We start from the raw sequence: 25,273 nt of genomic DNA, 5'->3' as shown, positions 1-25,273 counted from the left end.
TAAATGGTATAAATTTAAAATAATCCTCCTCCTTGTGATTCTTCTTGATTTCTTTGTTTTCTATCTAGGGTTTTATTTTTGCCACTGCCAAAACGATAATTGAAATTAATATTTATAGTTTGGCTCTCCCACCTAAAGTTTCCGTTAATTTGAGCAGGTTCGTTACTATAAAAACGCGCTCTCATTGTATTAAAAATGTCATTGTATCGAATGCTTAAAGATCCTTTTCCATTTAATAAACTTAATCGAGCACCTAAGTCTGTTTTCCACATATCTTTATTAGAAAATTGTAAACCGTTTTGACCTGCTCTGTACATGGTAAACCAAATTAAGCGAAAGTCTTTAGTTAGTTTAAAAGTGTGATTTATTCTGCTATTAAATAGAATTGCATTGATGCTTTGTGTATATAAGTTGCCCTCTCTCTTTTCTATAATACCTGTTGAATGAGTAAAATAACTATCAGAACCAAAGTTTACACTCCACCATTTTTTTAAATCTAGGTTACCAGATAATTCAATTCCATATTCTGTATTGCGGTCAAAATTAGTAAAGGTTAATTGTTGTTTTGTTGGTTCATCAGGATTTGTAGTAATAATTTGACTAATTTGGTTCTGAATAAAACGTACAAAGGAACCTGATGTAAAAGATCCTGTTTTTAATTTTCGAGTGTAATTCAATTCAATAGAATTGGTAAATTGAGGTCTTAATTTAGAGTTTCCTACCTGCTGCATAGTAATGCCATTCCATTGTCTGATTTCATTAATCTGATCCATATTAGGTCTGTCAACTCTTCTAGAATAGTTAAGGTTAAATGAATTGTTTTCGGATGAATTATACGTTAAAAAAGTAGAGGGATATAGCGTAAAAATGTAATCTGAAAAAATTTTGTCTGTAGTTCCTATTTTTTGAAAACTGCCTTTTGCTTCATAACTTTCTAATCTAAGACCTATCTGATAATTCCATTTACCTAATTCTTTGCTGTAATTTCCATAAGCAGAATAAATATTTCTTTTAAAATTAAAATGAGCATCAAAAACAGAATTAACCTGAATTTTATTATTGGTATCATCTAATCGGCTTTCTACCCCGAGTTCTGTTTTAGAAGTTTCGTTTATAGGATTTACAAAATCAATATTGCCTATAAAGTTTGTACCGTTTTTTTGAACATTGTTTGTAAATTTGATATTGTTATTGAGGTCTTTAAAAAGACTATTTTCGGGATCATCATTTGTATTGTAATTTAACTCAATATCTAGTGTTTTATTTTCCTTATCAAATTTGTGTTTGTAAGCAAGATTATAGGTCTGATTTCTTTCTAAACCATTAGCTTCTTGTGTTTGTAAATCTTTAAGATTACTATCTAAATAATGGATACCGTTTTTAAATTCAACGGCTGGGTTGTCAAAATTTTGAATAGAATAAAATGAAAGTGTATTTTTATCATTAATATAAAAATCAGTTCCTATTTTAGTAAAATTATTTTTTCGGAAATGAACCACATCAATAGCAAGATCATAATCTTTTGTACTATTGTATTTGTTCCAATTTATAAGACCGTAATTTGTGTTTTTTCCATGATTTAAGGAATAAGTAGTATAGAAATTAAATTTATTAACCCGGTAGTTTAAATCTATAGAACCATTAAATTTAGGTTTAATAGCAAAACTAACAGCTGTAGTTATAGTTCCGTTAAAACCTAAATTTGAGTTTTTGTTGAGTATAATGTTTATAATACCACTCATTCCTTCAGGATTGTATTTTGCAGATGGATTGGTAATCAGTTCAATTTGTTTTATAGCAGTAGAGGGTATTTGTTGTAAGGCTTGAGCAGCAGAAAGATTAGAGGGTTTACCATCAATGAAAATTTTAACATTTTCATTTCCTCTTAAACTCACGGTATTATTTTGTACATCAACACTTACGGTAGGAATGTTATTCATTAATTCAGCAGCGGTAGCACCTGCTGTTTGTAAATCTTTGCCAATTGTAATTACTTTTCTGTCAATTTTTTGTTCAATTGATGATTTTTCTTTTGTAATGCTTACTTCATTTAATTGTTTCGATTCCTCTTCTAATACAATGTTTTTTAGATTGATGTTTTTATTCTCTGGGGTTAGTATTATCGTATTAATGTATTTTTTATACCCCATATAAATAATCTCTAGGACTAGATTTTTAAGAGGGAGATTGGTAATAGTAAATAATCCATTGTCCTTTGTAATAGCTCCAGCTATTGTTTTTCCTTCGCTTTTTATTGTTACAGAAACATAAGGGAGAGGAGAATTGTTTTTTTTGTCGATTATTTTACCCGATAAAGATCCCGTAGTATTTGCATTAATCGTGTTATTATTACTAGTAGAAACTACTGGAGTTTGTGCTTGCATACAGGCCATAGCAGCTAGTAAGCAAACTAAAATTGCTTTTCTTTTCATTTTGATTGATAATTTTGATTGATGATGATTGAAACAATTTAAAGTAAAAGTGATATCGTGTAATACAAGGTACTTTTAGAATTAAATTTGATTCTGTAGAGTAAGACGTAATATGATTTTTTTTGTTACAGTTTAGATAAAAAAAATCCCGAAAAATTTTCGGGATTAAAATATTATCTTTTTAAACTAAAATGGGATTTGAAAATTTTTGTACTATTTTTTTCATTGTATTCTACTGTAAACCAATAGTCATCGGCTGGTAAAGGAATGCCCTGATAGGTTCCATCCCAACCTTTTGAATTAGGAGAAAAGCGTTGAATTAGTTTTTCATAACGATCAAAAATTTGAATAGAGGCTGTTGGATTGGATTGGATTAAATCAGGAATATTCCAATAATCATTATGACCATCATTATTAGGAGTGAAATATTTTGGATGGTTAATAATTGATATTGTAATAGGAGCAGGGCTACAATGCCCTGAATTATCTTTTGATGCAATGGTATGTTCTCCTGGGCTTACATTATAGAATAGATGGCTCTCTTGATAGTTACCATTATCTAGTTGATAGCTATAATTGCCTGAACCATTCCCCATAACATTAACCTTAATATAAGATGGTATTTCAAAAGCATCACTATATTCTAAGAGAATGTAAGGTTTGTATTTAATTACCTTTGTGGTGTAATTTTTTGTACAATTAGTGGTAGTGTTGGTTACCATTACAGAATAATTACCATCTTGTGAAACCGTGATTGAAGGGGTTTTCTCTGCCAAAGGAGTATGGTTATAAAACCATTGAAATTGATAATTTTGTAAGGATAAACCTGTATCTAAAATTGCTTGATTGTATAAAGTACCCGTTGCATAATCTTCACAAATAATATATTCTGGTTGTAAATTAGATTTGGGCAATGGCTCAATGATTAATTTTATTTCATTGCTTACATCAAAACAAGAATTGAGCTTACGGCTTGATAATCTGGCCCAAATAGATTGGTTAAAAGGGATATTATTGATGTATTTTATAGTTAGAGGGGTTGCATTTAAATCATTTGCTTCATTAAAACTTCTGAAATAGTCTACTTTTAAATCATTGGATGAAGTTGTATTTCCTAAAACAAGAGTATTAATTGTGCTTAAATCAAATTGAAAGATACCATCAAAAGGATCTTGAAACTCATCGCATACAGGAAGTGTGCTTATATTTTTAGGAGCAACAGGTTGAGATATAATTGTTAGTTTAAAACTTTTTTCATCTATACACTTAAGTTTGTTATTAGTACTCGTATATACATAAATAGGACTTATGACATTGGAAGTGTTATAGGTAGTTCCTGCTGGAATAATTGTACCAGGATGAGGTAATTCAGGATGGGCAGGATCCATAGGACTATCATAATATAGCATATTAACAGGCAGAGTAGGAAGGGTGTAAGAATTACAAACTACTAGATCTGTTTGTGGAGGAACCTCTAAACTATCAAACGTTATGGTAAAAGAACTTTGGCTGTAACAGTTAGATACCACAGGGTTTTGTGCATATATATAAATAGTTTTTACTCTAGTTGATTGTTCTATTCCAGGTCTTAGATCACTACTGTCTATGCTTAAATTAGTTATAAGGTTTTGACCATTAGGGTCTTGGTAATAATTTCCATTAGCTAAAGGAGTCAGATCGTATTTAAAGCAGGTAATTTGGTCCCCTCGGACATCAATAATAGGTTTGTTAAAAATAGTTATTTTCCAAGGGACTTCGTTAAAACATTTAGGGGTTAGGTTTCCTGGGGCTGTACTAGACTCTTTATAAATCCAGAGAGTTGTAGAGGTTTTTATTTCATTGTTAGGGAATAGTTCAGTATTGCCAGGTGTATTAGGACCTCCTTGTAATGTGAAATACCTTCCTCCTTGGCTTTCTATTGGTAAAATATAATTTATACAAGATTTAGCCTCTTCAGGACTTACTAAAGAAGGTTGGTGAAAATTTATACTAAAAGAACTATTGTAAGTACAACTAGCATTTTCAATATAATGATAAATGGTTGTGTTTTGGGTAATCGTTTTAGGTGTTTTTATCAGGTTCCCACCTCCATTAGGAGCATCTCTAAATTCACCTATAACAGGTTGGGGTAAAATATAAAAATTACTACAAGAATCAATATTTTTTAACCCAATATCTCCTATATAAACCCAAAAATCGTAAATATTTGAGCGACAATTATTGTTTATAGCATAAGCATATACATGAGTTGTTTTACTAATAGGAAAACTTAATATACTATAGATACCAGTAGCATTATCATAGGTGTAGTAATCTGCGGTTCCAAGATCTGTAATCAAGATTGGTAAATTGGTTATAGGAATACAACTAAATAAATTAGTAAAAGTATTCTTTATAGTGGGGCTTTTTGAGATATTTATCTTAAAAGAGGTCGTAATAGGAGGACAATTAGGATCAGAAAACACATAACTTACATATAAAGTTGTTTCTCCAATTGTACTGATGCTAGTACCAGGAAGTATTTGTTGAGTTAATGCACTATCTAAAAAAAACTTTGATCCAGGAATACGAGGGCCAGGAATAATATAACTGTCACAACTTGTTAGGGTAGTAGGAATTAATTGGGTTGATTTTACAACATGTACGGTAAAAGCACTTTCTATATAACAATCACTAAGATTTCCACTACTTATATATTGATACACTAATGTTCCATCTATTGTTATGTTAGTTCCTGCAGGCCAATTAATGCCTGTTTGATTAGGGCCAGACCAATATTGAGCTCCATTAGGCTGTTCTGGTAAGGTGTATTGAACACAAACATATTGATCTTTTATAACTTCCAATGCAGGTCGTGGAATTACGATAACGTTAAAGGATTCCGTAACAAAGCAGCTTGTTTCCGTTTTTACAAATAATTGAATATAAATAGTCTTATTACCTGTTAAAAAAGGTTTATTCGTATCTATAGGAGAATCACTAAAATCAGGTTGTAAATGATAATTTATTTGATAAATAGAACTCGATAATCCGTTCAGTAACTTATTCGTTAGAATTGAAAATTCTTGTGTAGAAATAAAGGTTTCCCCACTTCCAAAAGTATTTTCACATTTTGTAATGTCTGTAGGTTTAATTAATGAAGGAGAAGGGGTCAGTTGTAAATCAAAAGATTTTGTATTATAACAACCATTTGCATTTTGAATTCTTGTCCAAATAATTTTAGGAAGCGCACTCGCTACAACGTTATAATTATTGCTTATAGAATTAATATTTTGTTGAGCATCTAACAATGTATCATGAAAACTAATTGTTAGAGCACCTGTTGGATTTAATAAAGATTGATTCGAGCTGAGATCAAAATCATAACTAGTTGAATTCGTATTGCATTTATATAAAACTTTAGGATTTACGCTAGATGGAGCACTCTGGTAACCAATCTTAATTTCGTCTTGTCCAGCAATACAAGGAGTTGACTTTATATAATAAATCAGACGATAACTTCCCGCTTGATTTAGAACTAAATTAGGAGCATTTGTACCAATAGAATTGTTATTTTGATTTCTCCATTCAAAATCATATAAGGTGCTATCTAGTCCTGATTGTAATGTATATGTTTCGTTTATACCCTCGTTATTACATAGGGTTAGATCAGGTCCCAAAGGAGAGGTGTCCAAAGAAAAGTTGGCTCTACCTAAAAAAATAGCAGAATCATCACTGGTTACATTTCTATCTCCAATAACAATTTTAAGATGATAAGTAGCCCCTTTTATTAAATTATCTTTAGTAGCATATAATAAAACTGTTTGCCCATTATAGTTAATAGGAGAAGTACTAGTGCTAATTCCTCCATTAAAACTACCAAAAAAGGTTGGATTAGCTGAATTACAACTAGAGTTGTATAAATTATTACGGATTGTTTCCACAGAAATAGGAAGATTTGTATTAGGGACTAAAGCAAGATTTTCCACCTTTCCATCAGGATGCGTTAGTAAAATAGCAATTCCATCATAGGTATTGCATTGATAAGTGCCATATTCCTCAGAAGTAAAAATAAAAGGGAGCTGAATATGAGAACTCAAAGAGCTAAAGTCAAATTCTAATTTCGTTGCATTTAAAAAAATTGGCGGAAAAGCAGGATCAGTTGTAAATACAGAAGTCAAATCACTATCACCAGGCCATGTATTGGTTCCGTCCTGTAACCTTGTGGTATTGGGCCCCGCAGATTTTAGGGCATTTCCTGTACTCAAAATGATCCCTTCACTAATAGGAAAAGCAGGATTTGTATTTTTAAAAGAACCAATGCCATTTGTAGATCCAAAGTTCGTTCCTGTAGAACTCTTGACATTAGAGACGTTTATGCAGACAGATTGTGTTAATACGTTGCGTACTAAATCATCAGGAGTTCGATTTGTTTCAACAGAAATAAATTGCGCATTAGAATAAAAGTCTATAAAAAAGACCAATAAGAGTAGGTATCTTTTGAGCATGGTACAATTCTTTAAAAATGAGACGACAAACTTATATTAAATATAGGAAAAAACTGATAAAAATATAAATAGGTTTATTTTAGATCCTTCAATTTGTTTTGGGGAGTTTTTTTAAAAAAAACTCCGAATTCTACTTGCTATATAAATTTAGTGAATTTCTATTTAAATAGTATCTTTGTATACTTTAAAAAATAATTAAATTATGACATTACAACAAATTCTTACGGAAAAGATTAAGATTGCAGTAGAGCAATTGTTTGAGGTTTCACTTGATAAAGTAGAATTTCAGGCTACCCGTAGGGAATTTGAAGGAGATATCACCATGGTCGTTTTTCCTTTATTAAAACTTATAAAAGGGAATCCTGTGGAAATAGGAAGTAAGATAGGTGATTATTTAGTTCAAAACGTAGCCGAAATTGAAAAGTTTAATGTGGTACAAGGGTTCTTAAATCTAGTAGTTGCCGACCGTTATTATGTAGATTTTTTTAATGCAGCTAGAACAATTGAACAATTTGGTTTTAAAGCACCTATAGAAGGAGACAAGGCCGTGATGGTAGAATATTCTTCGCCTAATACCAATAAACCTTTGCATTTAGGACATATTCGTAATAATTTATTAGGCCATGCCGTGGCTGAAATAGTAAAAGCATCAGGGAAAAAAGTTTATAAAACACAAATTATAAACGATCGTGGTATTCATATTTGCAAATCTATGTTAGCGTGGCAAAAGGAAGGGAAGAATCAAACACCAGAATCCACAGGCTTAAAAGGCGATAAATTAGTGGGGCATTTTTATGTTGAATTTGATAAACAATATAAAAATGAAATAAAAGAGCTAATAGCAGCGGGGCACACTGAAGAAGAAGCAAAAAAAATAGCACCATCTATTTTAGAAGCACAGGAAATGCTTCGCAAATGGGAAGCTGGTGATGCCGAGGTAGTTGCTCTTTGGAAAAAAATGAATCAATGGGTATACGATGGGTTTAGTGTTACCTATAAAAATTTAGGAGTTGATTTTGATTCGTATTATTATGAAAGTAATACCTACTTGTTAGGAAAAGATGTTATAGAAGAAGGATTACAAAAAGGAGTTTTTTATAAAAAAGAAGACGGATCTGTTTGGATCGATCTAACGTCTGAAGGATTAGATGAAAAATTAGTTTTACGTGCAGACGGAACATCTGTATATATAACACAAGATATAGGAACAGCTATTCAACGTGTAAAAGATACTCCAGATGTAGGAGGAATGGTGTATACAGTAGGAAATGAACAAGATTATCATTTTAAAGTATTGTTCCTAATTCTAAAAAAATTAGGATTTGATTGGGCTGAGCAATTGTATCATCTTTCTTATGGTATGGTTGAATTACCTTCAGGTAAAATGAAATCACGTGAAGGAACTGTAGTAGATGCAGATGATTTAATGGCAGAAATGACATCTACAGCACAATCTATTTCAGAAGAATTAGGAAAATTAGATGGGTATACGGATCAGGAAAAAGCAGATTTATACAAAATAATAGGTCTAGGAGCTCTTAAATACTATATGCTAAAAGTAGATCCTAAAAAAACAATGATGTTTAATCCTGAAGAATCCGTTGATTTTAATGGAAATACAGGACCATTTATTCAATACACTTATGCGCGTATTCAGTCTATTTTAAGAAAAGCAGATTTTGATTGTTCAGAGAACATTCTTTTAAAAGAATTACACGAAAAGGAAAAAGAACTCATCAAACAAATTGCTTTGTTCCCTGAAGCTATTCAAAATGCAGCGGTTAACCATAGTCCTGCGTTAGTAGCTAATTATACGTATGATTTAGTTAAAGAATTTAATTCGTTTTACCAAAATGTATCTATTTTAGGTGAAGAAAATACAGATAAAAAGATTTTTAGAGTTCAATTGGCTAAATTAGTGGGAGAAACAATTCAACGAGCATTTAGTTTACTAGGAATTCAAGTTCCTGAAAGAATGTAATAAGATAAGGCTGTCCAAAAAGTAATAAATCAACATGCAGTTTGTCACTCCGACGAAGGAGGAGTTTCATAATCAGGATTATGTGATTTCTCCCTTTGATCGATGACAAGATTGCAAACTTTTAGGACAGCCTCCTTTTTTTAAAAGCAATAACGAGCACTTACCCCTACGTTCGGACCAAATCCTCTATCGGTTATGTCTTTGTATTCAGAACTTATATAAAGCTCGGGTCTTAGATCTACTGCTAATCTTAACGGGAAATCAAAATTATATTCAATTCCTCCATTCCCAGCAACAATTAAATAAATTCCCGTTTTGTCCTCATACCTACCATTATTTGAATTATAGTAAGAAGAAGCAGACCAAGAACCTATTCCCGCACCAGGTCCAACAAACCATTTAAAACCGTCTTTTATATCAAAAACCCAGTGGTATAAAGCGGTAAGTTTTATTTCACGTTGATCATACTTATAGTTGCCATATCTTGTATATCCTTGATTTTTGAAGCCAAGATTAGCTTCTATTCTATTGTCATCAGAGAGATCTCTTTGAAAAGTGATTTCAGCACCAAAACCGTTGTTTTCGTTAAGACGTATCCCTATAGCATTATCTTGAGCTATGCCTGTAGCCGTAATGCCCAATAAAGTAATGAATGTTAAAAAAGTTTTTTTCATTTTGTAATTTTTAGTTAGTTAACGGTATTAAATTAATAAATATTGTTCAAAAACAGATAATAGACAAAAAAGGAGCGTAATACAACTATTAAATTGTAAATAAATAAAAAAGAAAGATAGTTCACACTTCTTTTTTAAAAAAAGAATCTTAAATTTTATTGAAAAAATTAGTTTAACTTTTCTTGTAAAACTTTTATTTCGTCACGTAATTTTGCTGCTTGCATAAAATCTAAATCTTTAGCAGCTTTTTCCATTGCCTTTCGTTTTTCACGAATACGTTTTTCTATTTCAGGTTTAGTTAGATATTCCGTTTCAGGTTCTGCAGCTTTAGAAATAGAATGTTCATGATGGGAACTATTTGTTGAACTTTTAGATAAATGATTTTCAATAGATTTATTCAAAGCTCTTGGTACTAAATTATGTGCGGTATTAAAATTAATTTGTTTTTCACGACGATAATTCGTTTCATCAATCGTACGTTGCATAGAATCCGTTATTTTATCAGCATACATAATAGCTTTACCATTAATATTACGAGCGGCACGTCCTACAGTTTGTGTTAAAGAACGATGACTGCGTAAAAAACCTTCTTTATCAGCATCTAGGATAGCTACTAAAGAAACTTCTGGTAAATCCAATCCTTCACGAAGTAAGTTAACACCAATTAACACATCAAATAAACCCTTGCGTAAATCCTGCATGATTTGTACCCGCTCTAGTGTATCTACATCAGAATGTATATAACGACAGCGAATGGAAACTTTGGTTAAATATTTAGTCAATTCTTCCGCCATACGCTTGGTTAAAGTAGTTACTAAAACACGTTCATCTACTTCACAGCGTTGTTGGATTTCTTCTATTAAATCGTCTATTTGGTTGGTACTTGGACGTACTTCAATAATCGGGTCTAACAATCCTGTTGGACGAATAATTTGTTCTACATAAATACCCTCAGATTTTTGTAATTCATAATCAGCGGGTGTTGCAGATACATAAATGACTTGATTTTGTAGGGCTTCAAATTCTTCAAACTTAAGAGGACGGTTATCTAAAGCAGCAGGCAATCTAAAACCATATTCAACCAAGTTTTCCTTTCTACTTCTATCGCCACCATACATTGCATGTACTTGAGAAATAGTTACGTGACTTTCATCTACAACCATTAAAAAATCATCTGGAAAATAATCTAATAAACAGAAAGGACGAGTACCAGCTTCCCGACCATCTAAATAGCGAGAATAATTTTCAATTCCTGAGCAATACCCCAATTCACGGATCATTTCGAGGTCAAAATTCGTTCGTTCTTCTAACCGTTTTGCTTCTAAATGTTTGCCTGTTTCTTTAAAATAATCTACTTGTTTCACCAAGTCTTGTTGAATATTCCAAATAGCATTTTGTAAAACATCAGGAGAGGTAACAAACATATTAGCTGGATAAATGTTTAGTTTTTCATAACGCTCTATTACTCTGGACGTTTTTACATCAAAAGCCTCAATTTCCTCAATTTCTTCGCCAAAAAAATGTATTCTAAAGGGATCGTCTGCATAACCAGGAAAGACTTCAACAGTGTCTCCTTTTATTCTAAAGTTACCGGGATTAAAATCTGCTTCAGTACGAGCATATAAACTTTGAACCAAACGATGTAAAAACTTTGTTCTTGAAATTTCTTGATTTCTTTCAATAGAAATAACATTTTTTTGAAACTCGACAGGATTTCCAATACCATATAGGCATGAAACAGAAGCGACCACTAATACATCTCTTCGACCGGAAAGTAGGGCAGAGGTAGTGCTTAAACGAAGTTTTTCTAATTCGTCATTAATTGATAAATCTTTTTCTATATAAGTCCCCGTTACAGGTATATATGCTTCGGGTTGGTAATAATCATAGTAAGATACAAAGTATTGTACTGAATTATTAGGGAAAAATTGTTTGAACTCTGAATATAATTGAGCAGCTAATGTTTTGTTATGTGCTAGGACTAAAGTAGGACGTTGTACTTCTTGTACTACATTGGCTACTGTAAAAGTCTTACCTGATCCTGTTACACCTAATAAAGTTTGATACTTTTCATCATTTTGGATTCCTTCGGCTAATTTTTTAATAGCTTGAGGCTGGTCTCCCATAGGAGAAAAATTAGATACAACTTGAAATTTCATTTAATACTAAAATTGGAAATGTAAAGTTAAAGTTTTATTGATCATATTAGCTACGCTAGTTTTAAGTGTTTTCATCATTGAAATAGATCAATCAAAGGATTCTATTAATAATAAATGTCCTTCTTTATGTTCAATGGTTACAATACCATCTTGTGTTGCAAAGTTGCTACTGCCTGTTTTAAAACCTAAAGTTAAGATGTCATTGTTTAAAGGATAAAATAAATTTTTAGAATGAATACCTTTGACTTCTCCAATTGGAATAAGTGAAAGCATACTGTTTTTAGGGTACCATTTTTCAAATTTTTGAGGCAGTAAATAAATTTTTGAATAATCATCTAGAATTACAATTTTTAATTCTTTTTTATAGCGAGCGATACTAGTAATGTTATTCAGAGTATGATCCGCTCGTTTGCCTGTAGCCCAAATAACATTTACGGCTTTATGTCCTTTATTAATCAAATAATCAAACGCTTTTTCTAAATCTGTTTTATCTTGGTCTGGAGTATGAACAATTTCAAGAGGGTATTGTCTTTCTTTATAAGATTCAGCATCAAATCCTCTATCAAAGTCGCCTAATAAAACATCTACTTTTATGCCTAAATTAAGAACTCTTTCTATAGCTGAATCTAAAACAATTACAAATGGGGACCATTCGAGTAATTGATCTAATAATTCGCGTGAGCATTCCGCTCCATTGGCAATTATTAATGCGGGTTCTTGGTTATCTCTAACAACGGAGTGTGAAGACATTTTTTCTACAAAAAAAAGAGGGTTAATACTAGGCTAAGTTTAATAAAAAATAGAAACACCATTTTGTTATTAAAAGTGTAATGACTATTTTCTAGAGTTTTACTTTTATATTATTTTAGAAATTGTCCAAAAAGAGGTATTGACATGTTTAGTTTGTTGCTCTAACTCAAGAAAGAATTATAAGGGGAGTAGCATCATTGCCTGATTCGTTTCAATCTTTTTCTTATTAGCTGATTAAAACGACGAAGGAACTGAACAGAATTAATACAATTACGACCTTTTGGACATTTTTTTTGTTATTTTACGATATAATCCTCTGATGATACTTCGCTTAAATTAAAATAGCCAAAAGGGAAACGATCATTATGGGTTTGATTAATAATGTTTCCTCGTAAAGTTGCAGGAGGGGTACTAAAAGGACCTCCCCCATTTTGTCCTGAGATACTGAGCAATTTACTCATATAATAAAAATGTCTTTCAGTAATACTTTGTATGCTGATTTTTATTTTATCATTAGATTCTATTTCATCATAAAAAAGACCAAACATAACATTTCCTTGAGAAAATTTATCATCTAGTAATCTATATTCAGGAAAAGCAATTTTGCTATTATCTATTTTAAATAAATAATAATTTTTTTCATTTCCATCATCTTTAAAAAAACCTTTAATTCGTATTTGATCTTTTCCATTTACCCCTTTTTGATTTTCTTGTTTGATTTCAATTATTTTAGGGGTAGCAAGCAAGGTATTACTAGCAGTATAAACATCGCCTTGGTAAATTATTTTTAGAGTATAGGTTTGACCTACTAAGGGAACAAAGTGGTTACAAACATAATCAGTAGTACCAGACACTTGATTAAAAGTATAAGTTTGATTAGTTGTATCCTGTATAGTTACTATAGCATTATTGGCAGGTAAAATATCGTTAGAATAAAAAGGGTTAGTAAGACTAAGTTTAATCGTTTGGTTTTGTCCTGTTGTATTGGGCATCCATTTTAGATTTGCATCAATTACAAGTTTAGGAGTAGCTGTTTCTAAGGGTATATCTACCACGTCTTCGCAATTTGCAAACAATAAAACAAGGATACAGCTATATAGAAATAAAGATATTTTTTTCATGTGGTGTAAATTTATGGGGCGTATATAAATGACTCTTATTCAGGTAAGTTCATTTGTAATCAATACGCGTTGATAGCAATTTTATATTATTTATAATGTATTTACTTTAAAATTTAAAATTATACGATACAGACGGAATCATGCCAAAAATGGATAATCTAACGGCTTCGTTAATTCCAGTGTCTTTATTTTGTCTAAAACTAATAGAGGCAGCATTTTTTCTATTGTATAAGTTATAGATACTAAAAACCCATTCTGCTTGCCATTTTCTATTTACATTTTTTCTAGGTTTTAGCGTAGCAGATACATCCAAACGATGATAAGTAGGTAGTCTGTTTTCATTTCTTAACCCATAACTAGGTACCACTAGGTCCTGGTATACATATTGGGCATTAGGATACGTAACGGGTTGTCCTGATTGAAGAGTAAAATTAGCTCCAAAACTCCATTTTTCATTTAATTTATAGGCTCCTGTAAATACGATATTATGAGGTTTATCATAAGCAGATCGGTACCAGTTTCCATCATTAATTCCTGTTTCTTGGTTGTTTCTTCCAGGAGTTTGCTGTTCAGAACGAGATAACGTATAGGATAACCATCCCGTTAAGTTTCCGCTATTTTTTCGGAGTAAAAGTTCTAAACCATACGAACGCATTTGCCCATTTAAAACAACCTGTTCAATGGCTTCATTGGCTATCAAATCTGCACCATCAATATAATCCATTCTATTCTGTATTTTTTTATAAAATGTTTCAACTTCTAAGGTGTATATGTCATTTTTGAAATTATTAAAATATCCCATGGCTACTTGATCTGCAACTTGTGGTTTAATATAATTATCACTAGGAGTCCAAACATCAAGAGGAGTAGGAGAAGTTGTATTAGAAACCAGCTGTAAGTATTGTACCATACGATTATAGCTTAGTTTTAAGGACTGTTCAGGAGTTAACTCGTATGCCATGGCAAAACGAGGTTCTAAATAATCATGAAAAGCTATTTTTTGAAATGAACCAAAGGTTTTTTGACCAATAGGAGTCGCTTTCCCATAAATTTTTGATTCCGAATCAAAAATTACAGGATTATCATTATCGTAGTAATTAATAGTAGAATTTCCCAAACGATAAAATTGACTATAACGCAACCCGTAGGAAATACCTATTTTTGAACCTATTTTTTGTTCAACATCTAGATAAAGGGCCGGTTCAAAAGCATACTTTTGATCTAACTTCTTATAGGTTATGGGGGATTTTTGATCCGTTGGTTCAATAATTCCAGGATTAAAATCACTATAAATGGCATTTAAACCATAGTTTAGCTTTAATTTGTCTACTATGTAATGTTTGAAATCATATTTGATATTGTAATTTTTGATACCAGAGTTCCAATTAAAGCTCACAAAATCTAACCTCAAACCATAATAATAATCACTATAAATTAAGGATAGATTAGAAAAAAGTTTATCTGAATATAAATGATTCCATCTTAAATTGAGTGTTGTATTGCCGTAAGTATTATAGAAGGTATTGCTAAATTCAAATACATCACGACCAAAATAACTTGATAAATATAGGTTGTTGTTGTTGTTTAGTTTATAATTTAATTTAGCGTTTAAATCATAAAAATAAGCTGCATTTTTATTATCACTTAATTTAAGAAATAGATGAGCATAAGAAGATCTCCCTCCAATCAAAAAAGAACCTCGCTCTTTTACAATAGGACCTTCTGCTAAAAACCGACTTGTAATAAGCCCAATACCACCATTGGCTGAAAAACGATTGCTATTGCCATCTTTTTGATAAATATCTAAAACAGACGAAGCTCTACCACCATATTTTGCGGGAATTCCTCCTTTATACAGTTTTAGATCCTTAATAGCATCCGGATTGAATACCGAAAAGAACCCAAAAACATGTGATGCGTTATATACTGTAGCTTCATCTAATAAAACTAAGTTTTGATCTGCTCCACCGCCTCGAACATTAAAACCCGATTGTCCTTCTCCCGCGTTAGTAACACCAGGTAATGATAAAAGGGATTTGATTATATCTACTTCCCCCAATACCGCTGGAATTTGTTTGATTGTTTGAATGTTTAATTTATGAACACTCATCTCAGGTTTGCGTATATTAGCCTTTTGTTTCGTGTCTGTTATTACAATCTCTTTTAACTGCTTATTTTCTTCTTCTAATCGAAAATTTAATTTAACATCTCCTTTTAGTTCCAGTTTTTGGCGTTCTGTTTTAAAACCAAAAGAACTTACAACTAAAGTATACGTTCCTTCAGGTAAAGTAATAGAAAAGAAACCATATTCATTAGTTGAAGAGGTTATTGAAGTACCCTCAATTTGTAAGTTGGCACCGATTACAGTTTCATTTGTTTTAGATTCAGAAATAATACCACTTAAGGTAAATTTTTGTTGACTAAAAAGAAATGAACTGTATAGAGTAAGAAATAACAGTAATATATTTTTTAAATTCATTGTATGTTTGTTTTTTAATTTTTTAAAGGGTTCGTTTTTTTGAATCTCATAACTTTTAGCTTTGTTAATAACAATTTTTTGAGTTCTTTTATATGAAAAAAATGCTTGTTTTCATTGCCTTTATTCTATTTAATAGACTCTAAAAGCGGTTTGTTTATTGTTTTTGTTGTCTTTAATAGCCTAAAATATCCTCATCTATTTACACTGCAAAAATAGTTTGAAAATCAAGTTATTGGTTACGTGTTTAATAAATAAAAAACATTTTTTTAAATAAAAAATAACAGAGCTAAATTTACATCAAAAATATAAATATTAAATAAGTAAAATACGGAGTTAATACGATAGTAAGATTACTGATAAAATGTTCTAAGTAGTTTAAAGTCAATTTTTTAAATAAAATAAAAAACAGAAATACAAGTCTATTGTTTTTATTTATAGAATACTTTTTATCATTTATTTCATAAATTACGAATTTATACATGATTAAAAAAATAGTATTACTAATTTTGTTTGCTAAGGCTAATTCCTGATTTACTTTTTTATGAAAAGTGTATTTAATCTAAAATATCAAAATTTATCAATTGACAATAAAATTGTGGCTGGTTTAGATAAACTAGCTACAGTGCATCGTTATTTAATCTGGGAGCAATCTAAAAAATGGGCTTTAAGCCCTATTCAAATACAAATACTTATTTTTATAAAACATCACAATGAAAAATATTCAACGGTTAGTTATTTAGCAAAAGAATTTGGCGTTACCAAACCTACAATAAGTGATGCTGTAAAAACATTAGAGCAAAAAGGACTAATTGAAAAAATACAAGATCCTAATGATTCTAGAAGTTATTGTATGAAGTTGACAGCTAACGGACTTGAAATTGTTTTAAAATCAGAAGACTTTACTCAGCCTTTGCAAGTTTTTTTTGAAAAGCAAGAGATTTCAGATAAAGAAGTGATTTGGGAATTATTATCAAAATTGATTTTTAAATTATCTCAATCAAATATTGTTTCCGTACAACGGATGTGTTTTAGCTGCAAATTTTATTCAGACAAAAAAGATACCCATTTTTGTAATCTTATGCAAACACGTTTAGAAAAAACAGAGATTAGAATGGATTGTCCTGAACATATAAAAGCGTAAGAAAAAAGGACCAATAAAGAATATAGGCTAAAACTCTTTTACAGAATTAAAAGAGTTTTACTCAAAATAAAAGAAGAATCTCATATTGTGCATGAAATTCTTCCTTATGTTTAGAGTAATAAATAATCGGCGGACGGTTCGTTTATATTCTGTATTCCAATTTTATTTTTTAGTATAATCTCCCGCTAAACTAGCACCACCACCACAGAAATGCATCAAATCAAAACGTTCATCAAATTTAGAAGTAAATACTTCTGCAATTTTAGTATCATCCTTAAATTGAATGGTCATGGTAGCTTTTAAGTTTTTTTTGATTTTATTTAAATCAAGATCAATCTGGTTATTCACCAACTGACCTTTGCCCTCAAAAGTACATCCTTTAGTTGCTCCAGTAAAAGTGATTTTTACATTGTAAATACTATCATTATCTGCTTTTAATTCTAAAATTTGATTATATCCTTTACCATCAATACTGGTTTGGTACGTTCCGTTTAACATTTTAGAGGTATAGCTTTCTGTTTTTTCAAAAATATATTTTTTGCTTAATTCGCCAGAAACTTCTTTTTTATCAGCATTTAATCTAACCAAGAGGTGATCTGGTTTTATAGCATAGTATTCTTTAGGCGAATTAGGGATTGTAACCTCAATAATATTGTTTTCTTTGCTCCATACCCCATACTCAGTTAATGACGTATCATCACTATCTAAATACAGTGTACTTTTGGCAACATTTCCATTCTTTTTAAACGTAATATTCGTGTATATACCAGGACAATCTGCACATGGTGTCGTGCCGCTATACATTCCTGTGAAATCGGTTTCAGAAGCGGTTTCCGTAGAGTCTAGAACTCCCGTTTCGTTTTTTTTGCAATGAGTTAATAATAAAGCACTAGATGCTAAAAGAATAAATGTGATCTTTTTCATGATTTTATATTGATATGTAATTATCAATAACCAAGAATCTTGCCAAATTTTGTTTTTATTTTAAAAAAGATTTCAGAATAAAAAGGTTGTTGTTTAGTACTGATTTAGGAACAACCTAATACGTCCTAAAATAGCACTAGTAATCACCGCTTCCAAGACGCAAATGCAAAAAGCGTAACTTTTAGCTATAAGGATTGCAATAGGTAAGGCATTAAAAAACAAATGATACTTTCCTTAGAGGAGTTCACAAAGAAATTTGTATGGCATATACTACCCCAAAACTTTGTCAAAATAAGGCATTATGCTTTTTGAGGAATACTATAAAAAGCAATAATTTACCTGCTTAACAGACAAAATTACAAGTAGAGCTAATACAAAAAAATCCTAAATCAAAAGTAGTACCTAAATATCCCTGTTGTAAAAATGAAAATTTGCATACCCTAGCAGTTTTTGACAAAAGAGGTTCACTGGATTGGTATCCTGAGGATAGCCAAAACTCTAATTTCTGTAAAAGTTAATTTTGTAGACAATGTATTTCATGTTCAAAAGCGACAAAAAACACTCATAAATCCTTAAAAATAGATTTCAAAAAAACCGTCAATTACCTATTGTATAGACTTATAATCTCTCCATAGTGGACGGCACGTAATCGGTTTTGTTTAGCAAGGATTTCATTGTTGGCTCTTTGATGTCCAACGAAACCTTAGATGTTGGCTTTAGTATTTTTTATTTAATTATTGGAAAATCAAAATCTTTATCGTAAAGGGAATAAATAATATCTTTTGTAAATTCTTCTTTGCGAATTCTTTCACCATTTGTGGTATAGGCAATTGATAAATTTTCGTCTTTATTATATATAAGAAGCGCATGTGAGCCTAATGTATCTCCTCCGTGTCCATAAAACACAATCCCATCAAACATCCAGGTTGCAATTCCTCTTCCCCAGCTATCGGTATTTCCAGAAGGCAGCATCATCTCTAAAGATTCTTTTTTTATAATCTTGTTTTGAAATAAATTATTAATAAAAATATTCAGATCTTTAGGTGTTGAAGCCATGTCACCCACACCAATAACATTAAAAAAATCTATCTCTTTTTCTAATTCCTGCCATTTATTCATCTTATAATGATAAGGTTTAAACACATTTTTTGGATTTGATTTTATGGATACCAAATTTCTTAGTTTAAGCGGTTGGGCGATTTCTTGGGTGAATACTTTGTGAAATGGTTTTTTGTATTTTTTTTCAATAATTTTAGTCAACAAATAATAAGCTGTATTGGAATAAGCTACTTTTTCATTTGGCTCGAAACTTACTCCTTGCTTTATTATTAAGTTAAAAATTTCTTTTTCGGTAACCTTTTCAGTTACCCATACTTGTCCCTCTTTTACGACATAACTACCCAATCCACTTGTATGTTCTAACAGGTTTTTAATAGTTATTTTTTCTGAATTAGGTATTTCAGGATAAAAATCGGATAGCTTATCATTGATTCTTAGTTTTTTCTTTTCAATTAACTTATATATCAAAGTAGCTGTAATCAGTTTAGTCACTGAACCAATTTGATATTTAGTTGTATTATTATAAATCAAATCTGGGATGTTTTTCTGCCCAAAATCTTTATTATATATTTCTTCACCGTCTTTAAAAATTGATACACTACCAGTTCCTAAATTGTTGTTTTCAATATAATTAAGATAATTACCTAAGTTCTCAAAATTAATTTTTTGTGAAAAAAGATTATTTGAAATAATCAATAATAGGACAATTATGTTTTTGTTCATAATATTATGTTATAGTGTTGATGAATATTACAGCTAACCTCCCGCTGGCTTTAAGAAGTCGGGAATTTTTGTTCCAAAACCTTTCGTTAAGACTGAAGCCAAATATATAAAATAACCATTAAATTTAGACTTAAACTCCAATTTCTTTAAACCGCTAATTGTCCTTAACTTGATTATCAATAATTTCTTTAAAGGTTTCCAGACTACAAAATCAGGGAGCGATGTCAGCTCGTGGGCGAAACGTATCGAGTATTAACACTAAATTTAGTTAATCTTGTAGGTATATCTTTTAAGATCACTTTAGATTGCCTAGCCTCTTTTCAAGGAGCTTTTTTCTGAAAATTAAACTGATTAATTGTGAAATGTGTTCCGTAGAATATATTCTCAGCAAGTCTTTTTTAAATTTATCCACTAGCAATATGTTCAAGGAATTTGATTCGTTCTTTGGTACCGTTTATAGTTTGGGTGCTTTTCCCTAACGGTCTTATAGAACCATCGTCATAATAATTTTCAATAACTTCCAGATTAGATTCTTTCCTGTTAATCCATTTTTTTGAGAGTCTATTAGAGTGTTTTTAAGTTGTAAAGCATAGGTTTCTTGGGTTTCTTTTTCTTCTTTAATTTGAATGTTTAGTTGCTGTAGCGTTTGCTTATATTTTAAATTCAATATACTGTCGTATTAGGCTAACTCTTTTGAAGAACAGATATTCATGTCTAATTGAGAACCTTCATAACAGTCAAATAATGGATTAGGGCTATCCTGTTCAATAGGATTGTATTTTTCTTTAACGATTACTTCTTTGGAATGACTTTGATATGTTCTTTTGATTGGCAGGAAAAGAGGCTGATGCCAACGAACAGGCATAATTTATATATAAAAAAGCGACCCGAAGGTCGCTCTATATTAATTTAATTTGGCTAAGATACTATTCAAAGTATCACTTGGACGCATGGCCTTGTCGGTCAATTCAAACGATGGTTGGTAATATCCTTTGATTTCTTGTGCTTTTCCTTGTGCAGCAATTAACTCAGCGTCAATTTTAGCTTCATTAGTGGTCATTTCCTCAGCGATAGGCGCAAAAGTAGCTTGCAAATCGGTATCTTTTGTTTGTTTTGCTAATGCTTGTGCCCAGTATAAAGCTAAATAGAAGTGAGACCCTCGGTTGTCAATTTCACCCACTTTTCGCGCTGGTGATTTGTCATTTGCTAAGAACAAAGCGTTGGCTTCATCTAAAGTGTCTGCTAAAACTTGTGCTTTAGTATTGTTTTGAGTTTGTGCTAAATGCTCTAAAGAAGCTTGTAATGCTAAGAATTCTCCTAAAGAATCCCAACGTAAATACCCTTCTTCTACAAATTGCTCCACGTGTTTTGGCGCTGAACCTCCTGCACCAGTTTCAAATAAACCACCACCATTCATTAATGGAACGATAGATAACATTTTAGCAGAAGTTCCTAATTCTAAAATAGGGAATAAATCAGTTAAATAGTCACGTAATACGTTACCAGAAACTGAAATCGTATCTTTACCTTCACGGATTCTTCTTAGTGTTTCAGTCATGGCATCTTTTACATCCATAATACGAATGTCAAGACCAGTAGTATCGTGATTTTGTAAATAGTTCTCTACTTTTTGAATCATTTGACTATCGTGTGCACGCCCTTTGTCTAACCAGAAAATAGCAGGAGTGTCAGATAAACGCGCTCTAGTAACTGCTAATTTAACCCAGTCTTGAATAGGCGCATCTTTGGTTTGACACATTCTGAAAATGTCTCCAGCTTCTACTTTTTGAGTTAATAAAACTGTTCCGTTTTCATCTTCTACATTTACAGTTCCGTTAGCATCGATTTGGAAAGTCTTGTCGTGCGAACCGTATTCTTCTGCTTTTTGCGCCATTAAACCTACGTTAGGAACTGTTCCCATTGTTTTAGGGTCTAAAGCACCGTTAGCAATCATGTCATCTACCACCGCTTGGTAAAAACCAGCATAAGTACGGTCTGGGATAATACAAACGGTATCTTCTTCTTTTCCTTCCTTGTTCCACATTTTACCACCACTACGCGCTAATGCTGCCATAGAAGCATCTACAATAACATCAGAAGAAACGTGGAAATTCGTAATACCTTTGTCAGAATTCACCATAGCCACGCGAGGACCATTGGCTAAAGCCGTATCTAAAGCCGATTTGATTTCAGCTTCTTGCGCGTGACCTGCAATTTTAGCGTATAAATCTTGTAAACCATTGTTAGGGTTAATATCTAACGATTTAAAAGTAGCAGCATAGGTGGTAAATACATCAGCAAAGAAAGTTTCTACAATAGCTCCAAAAATAATTGGGTCAGACACTTTCATCATCGTCGCTTTTAAGTGCGCTGATAACAATACGTTTTTCTCTTTCGCTTCTGCGATAGCTTCCTTAACAAAAGCTTTTAAAGCTGAAAGATTCATAACCGAAGAGTCGATAACTTCTCCTGCTTTTAAAGGAGAAAAATCCTTTAAAACTTTTGAAGAACCATCAGTACCATTGAAAACAATACGGAATTTACCGTCGTTAGCTACCGTAGTAGAAGTTTCAGTACCATAAAAATCGCCAGCATTCATGTGTGCTACCGAAGTTTTGCTGTCGGATGCCCATACGCCCATACGGTGTGGATTCGCTTTTGCGTAGTTTTTAACTGCTTTAGGAGCACGTCGATCCGAGTTTCCTTCACGTAAAACAGGGTTAACCGCAGAACCTAATACTTTAGCATATTTGGCTTTGATGTTTTTTTCTTCTTCGGTTTGTGGTTCTTCTGGGTAATTAGGAATCGCAAAACCATGGGCTTGTAACTCGTTAATTGCTTCTTTTAATTGAACGATAGAAGCAGAAATATTAGGTAATTTGATGATGTTAGCTTCAGGCGTAGTGGCTAGTTGTCCTAGTTCGGTAAGTGCATCAGCCACACGTTGTTCTTCGTTTAAAAACTCAGGAAAGTTCGCTAAAATACGACTTGCCAACGAGATATCACGAATTTGGATATCAATGTTAGCGGGTTGAGTAAAAGCTTGTACTATAGGTAAAAACGAATGCGTAGCCAGCATAGGAGCTTCATCCGTTAGAGTGTAATGAATCGTTGATTTGTTTGACATTATATGGTATGTTTTATTTTCGAACACAAATATAAGAAAATCAGCCCGAAATCTTTTTTGAAATTAGGGACTGTCTTTTATTTTTATGAAATTGAAAATTAAGAGCGGGGGAAAATGGGATTTTAGGAATTTATGTTCGGGCTAGGTATCATTTTGTAAAATGCGCCTGGTACCAGATGGTGTTTGAAATGGGGGGATTTATACTGGTATTTTAAGATACTGCTTTGCTAAATGGAGCTTTTTTTCTGTTTTTAATGAAGAGGGCAGTCTACTTGATTAGCAGCCGTATATTATTCCGTGTTTGTTTTTTAATTCTTCATCATCTATAAAAGTTAAACCTAACGTTCTTTCAAAGTATTTAAATGCCAAGTAAATTGAATTATAACAATATTGAAAACTTTCATCTATTTTATGTAGGCTTGCTGGGTCAAAGTTCATTTCTAAATAAAATGAAAAAATTGAATAATGTACAAAAGTTGAAAAATCACACCATAAGTAATATTATGCTCTGTCTTTAAATATTTCCACTTCTCCCGTGGAATTTATTGAACTTGCAACTTGCGATAGTTGAAGAAAATTTTTAAATTTAAAAGTAGCAATGTCTTGAAAGTATTTTTGATTTTCTTCTTTTCCTTTAAAAATTTCCTTTAAGGCTTCAAATTGTTCATTGTTCAAATAAAATTGATACCCACCATTAAAATGTTTATGATTACTGTCGGTTAATTCTTTTAGCGATTTGAATGTTTGTTTATGTGCCTTCGCATTTATTAATATGATTTGTTCTTCTTTGTCTTCACGAAGTTCTAAAAATAAAAGATGTAAAAAATCGTCAAGCATACTTCTTAAAATTATATAAGGAGTTGTAACTAATTCACGATTTCTATTTTCTAAAATTTTGCTTAAATCTAAAAGCATTATTGCTTGTCGTCTTATGATTCCAAGATAATAATCCTGAACCTCATTTCTTATTGGACATTTTCCAGCAAGTTGATCTAAATTCTTATTTGTTAGTTCTGCAAGTTTTTTTGCTTGTTCGGATAGTTCGTTCATTTTTTGGGTTATATGGCTGCTAACTCACAAATACACGCACCTTGTAATACAATTTACGCAATTTGAATGTTCTTAATTAGTAATGCCCACCCAAGCTTCTTCTGAAGTTCCGTAGCTTTTAGTTTGTTTACCGCTAAACTATAAAAATAAATAATACCTCGCTTACGGGAAACCGTAAAAATGATGTTTTTGCATTTTCGTTAGAATCGTGTTTTAGACACTTCGTGTCTCAGCGTGACATACTGTTGTGTATAAGGTTCAAAAGTTTGTTAAATGGTGGTTGGTTTTGAAAATCTGTGTTACTAGGTTTTTTTTTGCTTCAGATTTATCTGAGAGTCATTCGTACGTATTCGTGAAATTAGTGTTATCACATGGTTCATCTGTGAGATCAGTGATAATTTGTGTTATTATAGTTCATCTTTGACAACGGTGTTTATCTCTGTGTTGTCCTAAAAATAGAAAAGCCCCGAAATTCGGAGCTTTTCTATGGGTTAAAGAAAGATTATTTACGGCTTTCTTTGATTTTAGCTTTCTTACCAGTAAGGTTTCTGAAGTAGAAGATACGAGCTCTACGAACTTTACCTTTTTGGTTAACTTCGATTTTTTGTAACGCTGGCATGTTGATAGGGAAGATACGCTCAACACCTACAGCACCTGACATTTTACGGATTGTAAAAGTTTCAGTTGCACCAGTACCTCTTCTTTGGATTACTACTCCTTTGAAGAACTGAGTTCTTGTTTTTTCACCCTCTTTAATTTCATAGTACACAGTGATTGTATCACCCGCTTTGAATGAAGGGAAATCATTTTTTGCAACTAATTCGTTGTTTACGAAATCTAATAAACTTGACATTTTTATAAAAATTATTAAGTTAAAACCTGAGCAACATGCACGATTCTCGCCAGAGGTTGATCAAACTAAGCCGCAAAGATAATTATTCCGTTTTAAAAAGACAATTCAATTTGTGTAGAATTTATTTTAGTATCTCTTGTTTTATAAGTATGGCAGTGTTTTTTGAATTTAACCCAGATTACGCATTAGAAATTTATTATAGATAAAAACGACTTTGAAATTAAAAAACCACTTCATTTTTGTTCTCAAGGTGATAAAACTACAGTTTTGGTAAAAAAAGCTGTTTATTCTTAACTTCTTTGTCTTTTTCATC

Annotated in this window: 18 protein-coding genes; 3 read left to right on the top strand and 15 right to left on the bottom strand. The window is 31.6% G+C overall.

Translation table 11 applies throughout. The features are described 5' to 3' along the window. Positions 1–14 precede the first annotated feature (14 nt). Positions 15–2,432: an outer membrane beta-barrel family protein gene (locus HUE53_RS01515; protein ID WP_077225672.1), complete on the bottom strand. Its 2,418-nt coding sequence runs from the start codon at positions 2,430–2,432 to the stop codon at positions 15–17. Positions 2,433–2,605: 173 nt separating this feature from the next. Next, a complete protein-coding gene (locus HUE53_RS01510) occupies positions 2,606–6,919 on the bottom strand; it encodes a T9SS type B sorting domain-containing protein (RefSeq protein ID WP_077225673.1) in 4,314 nt (1,437 codons plus the stop codon). Between the two features lie 202 nt (positions 6,920–7,121). Between HUE53_RS01510 and argS the strand changes: the two genes are divergently transcribed. Then, entirely contained in the window at positions 7,122–8,900 is a 1,779-nt protein-coding gene (argS, locus tag HUE53_RS01505) for an arginine--tRNA ligase (RefSeq protein ID WP_014165227.1), read from the top strand. Positions 8,901–9,040: 140 nt separating this feature from the next. On the opposite strand, the gene HUE53_RS01500 is transcribed toward argS, so the two are convergent. The 5 genes from HUE53_RS01500 to HUE53_RS01480 form a co-directional block, all read right to left on the bottom strand. Continuing rightward, positions 9,041–9,574 carry a hypothetical protein gene (locus HUE53_RS01500; protein ID WP_014165228.1) on the bottom strand — a complete coding sequence of 178 codons (534 nt, stop codon included), beginning with the start codon at positions 9,572–9,574 and terminating at the stop codon, positions 9,041–9,043. Between the two features lie 167 nt (positions 9,575–9,741). Further along, positions 9,742–11,733, bottom strand: coding sequence for an excinuclease ABC subunit UvrB (uvrB, locus tag HUE53_RS01495; RefSeq protein WP_077225674.1), 1,992 nt, complete (start codon positions 11,731–11,733; stop codon positions 9,742–9,744). 87 nt (positions 11,734–11,820) lie between these two features. Next, positions 11,821–12,483: a thiamine diphosphokinase gene (locus HUE53_RS01490; RefSeq protein ID WP_014165230.1), complete on the bottom strand. Its 663-nt coding sequence runs from the start codon at positions 12,481–12,483 to the stop codon at positions 11,821–11,823. A gap of 296 nt (positions 12,484–12,779) precedes the next feature. Beyond that, complete coding sequence (locus HUE53_RS01485) at positions 12,780–13,604, bottom strand: DUF4249 domain-containing protein (protein ID WP_014165231.1); 825 nt, start codon at positions 13,602–13,604, stop codon at positions 12,780–12,782. Positions 13,605–13,710: 106 nt separating this feature from the next. Continuing rightward, positions 13,711–16,083 carry a TonB-dependent receptor gene (locus HUE53_RS01480; protein WP_192188632.1) on the bottom strand — a complete coding sequence of 791 codons (2,373 nt, stop codon included), beginning with the start codon at positions 16,081–16,083 and terminating at the stop codon, positions 13,711–13,713. Between the two features lie 541 nt (positions 16,084–16,624). Between HUE53_RS01480 and HUE53_RS01475 the strand changes: the two genes are divergently transcribed. Further along, complete coding sequence (locus tag HUE53_RS01475; RefSeq protein ID WP_014165233.1) at positions 16,625–17,224, top strand: MarR family winged helix-turn-helix transcriptional regulator; 600 nt, start codon at positions 16,625–16,627, stop codon at positions 17,222–17,224. A 162-nt stretch (positions 17,225–17,386) separates the two neighbouring features. On the opposite strand, the gene HUE53_RS01470 is transcribed toward HUE53_RS01475, so the two are convergent. Next, positions 17,387–18,148: a copper resistance protein NlpE gene (locus HUE53_RS01470; protein ID WP_014165234.1), complete on the bottom strand. Its 762-nt coding sequence runs from the start codon at positions 18,146–18,148 to the stop codon at positions 17,387–17,389. Positions 18,149–18,370: 222 nt separating this feature from the next. Here HUE53_RS01470 and HUE53_RS14505 point away from each other — a divergent pair, with 222 nt between their 5' ends. Further along, positions 18,371–18,460 carry a transposase gene (locus tag HUE53_RS14505; protein WP_081078412.1) on the top strand — a complete coding sequence of 30 codons (90 nt, stop codon included), beginning with the start codon at positions 18,371–18,373 and terminating at the stop codon, positions 18,458–18,460. Positions 18,461–18,874: 414 nt separating this feature from the next. On the opposite strand, the gene HUE53_RS01460 is transcribed toward HUE53_RS14505, so the two are convergent. The 7 genes from HUE53_RS01460 to rplS all read right to left on the bottom strand — a co-directional run bounded on the left by HUE53_RS01460 (position 18,875) and on the right by rplS (position 24,960). Then, positions 18,875–19,930 (bottom strand): serine hydrolase domain-containing protein, encoded by a 1,056-nt coding sequence (locus tag HUE53_RS01460; RefSeq protein WP_192188631.1) that lies wholly within the window; start codon positions 19,928–19,930, stop codon positions 18,875–18,877. Positions 19,931–20,414: 484 nt separating this feature from the next. Beyond that, complete coding sequence (locus HUE53_RS01455; RefSeq protein WP_060382768.1) at positions 20,415–20,597, bottom strand: hypothetical protein; 183 nt, start codon at positions 20,595–20,597, stop codon at positions 20,415–20,417. 12 nt (positions 20,598–20,609) lie between these two features. After that, on the bottom strand, positions 20,610–20,795 hold the full coding sequence (locus HUE53_RS01450; protein WP_127822312.1) for a hypothetical protein: 186 nt from the start codon (positions 20,793–20,795) through the stop codon (positions 20,610–20,612). A gap of 39 nt (positions 20,796–20,834) precedes the next feature. Continuing rightward, complete coding sequence (locus tag HUE53_RS01445) at positions 20,835–23,057, bottom strand: NADP-dependent isocitrate dehydrogenase (RefSeq protein WP_192188630.1); 2,223 nt, start codon at positions 23,055–23,057, stop codon at positions 20,835–20,837. 276 nt (positions 23,058–23,333) lie between these two features. Further along, a complete protein-coding gene (locus HUE53_RS01440; RefSeq protein WP_192188629.1) occupies positions 23,334–23,495 on the bottom strand; it encodes a hypothetical protein in 162 nt (53 codons plus the stop codon). 63 nt (positions 23,496–23,558) lie between these two features. Continuing rightward, positions 23,559–24,107, bottom strand: a complete 549-nt coding sequence (locus HUE53_RS01435) for a hypothetical protein (protein ID WP_192188628.1) — start codon at positions 24,105–24,107, stop codon at positions 23,559–23,561. Positions 24,108–24,609: 502 nt separating this feature from the next. Beyond that, entirely contained in the window at positions 24,610–24,960 is a 351-nt protein-coding gene (gene rplS / locus HUE53_RS01430; RefSeq protein WP_014166550.1) for a 50S ribosomal protein L19, read from the bottom strand. Positions 24,961–25,273: the final 313 nt, after the last annotated feature.

The sequence above is a fragment of the Flavobacterium columnare genome (genome assembly GCF_014844295.1).
Classification (GTDB): domain Bacteria; phylum Bacteroidota; class Bacteroidia; order Flavobacteriales; family Flavobacteriaceae; genus Flavobacterium; species Flavobacterium columnare.
The sequence above is the reverse complement of the archived record's forward strand: the minus strand, read 5'-3'. Positions and strand labels throughout refer to the sequence as shown.

Coding starts and splice junctions, on each gene's coding strand:
- HUE53_RS01515 (WP_077225672.1), bottom strand. CDS start 2,432: ATGAAAAGAAAAGCAATTTTAGTTTGCTTACTAGCTGCTATGGCCTGT.
- HUE53_RS01510 (WP_077225673.1), bottom strand. CDS start 6,919: ATGCTCAAAAGATACCTACTCTTATTGGTCTTTTTTATAGACTTTTAT.
- argS (WP_014165227.1), top strand. CDS start 7,122: ATGACATTACAACAAATTCTTACGGAAAAGATTAAGATTGCAGTAGAG.
- HUE53_RS01500 (WP_014165228.1), bottom strand. CDS start 9,574: ATGAAAAAAACTTTTTTAACATTCATTACTTTATTGGGCATTACGGCT.
- uvrB (WP_077225674.1), bottom strand. CDS start 11,733: ATGAAATTTCAAGTTGTATCTAATTTTTCTCCTATGGGAGACCAGCCT.
- HUE53_RS01490 (WP_014165230.1), bottom strand. CDS start 12,483: ATGTCTTCACACTCCGTTGTTAGAGATAACCAAGAACCCGCATTAATA.
- HUE53_RS01485 (WP_014165231.1), bottom strand. CDS start 13,604: ATGAAAAAAATATCTTTATTTCTATATAGCTGTATCCTTGTTTTATTG.
- HUE53_RS01480 (WP_192188632.1), bottom strand. CDS start 16,083: ATGAATTTAAAAAATATATTACTGTTATTTCTTACTCTATACAGTTCA.
- HUE53_RS01475 (WP_014165233.1), top strand. CDS start 16,625: ATGAAAAGTGTATTTAATCTAAAATATCAAAATTTATCAATTGACAAT.
- HUE53_RS01470 (WP_014165234.1), bottom strand. CDS start 18,148: ATGAAAAAGATCACATTTATTCTTTTAGCATCTAGTGCTTTATTATTA.
- HUE53_RS14505 (WP_081078412.1), top strand. CDS start 18,371: ATGATACTTTCCTTAGAGGAGTTCACAAAGAAATTTGTATGGCATATA.
- HUE53_RS01460 (WP_192188631.1), bottom strand. CDS start 19,930: ATGAACAAAAACATAATTGTCCTATTATTGATTATTTCAAATAATCTT.
- HUE53_RS01450 (WP_127822312.1), bottom strand. CDS start 20,795: ATGCCTGTTCGTTGGCATCAGCCTCTTTTCCTGCCAATCAAAAGAACA.
- HUE53_RS01445 (WP_192188630.1), bottom strand. CDS start 23,057: ATGTCAAACAAATCAACGATTCATTACACTCTAACGGATGAAGCTCCT.
- HUE53_RS01440 (WP_192188629.1), bottom strand. CDS start 23,495: ATGAACTTTGACCCAGCAAGCCTACATAAAATAGATGAAAGTTTTCAA.
- HUE53_RS01435 (WP_192188628.1), bottom strand. CDS start 24,107: ATGAACGAACTATCCGAACAAGCAAAAAAACTTGCAGAACTAACAAAT.
- rplS (WP_014166550.1), bottom strand. CDS start 24,960: ATGTCAAGTTTATTAGATTTCGTAAACAACGAATTAGTTGCAAAAAAT.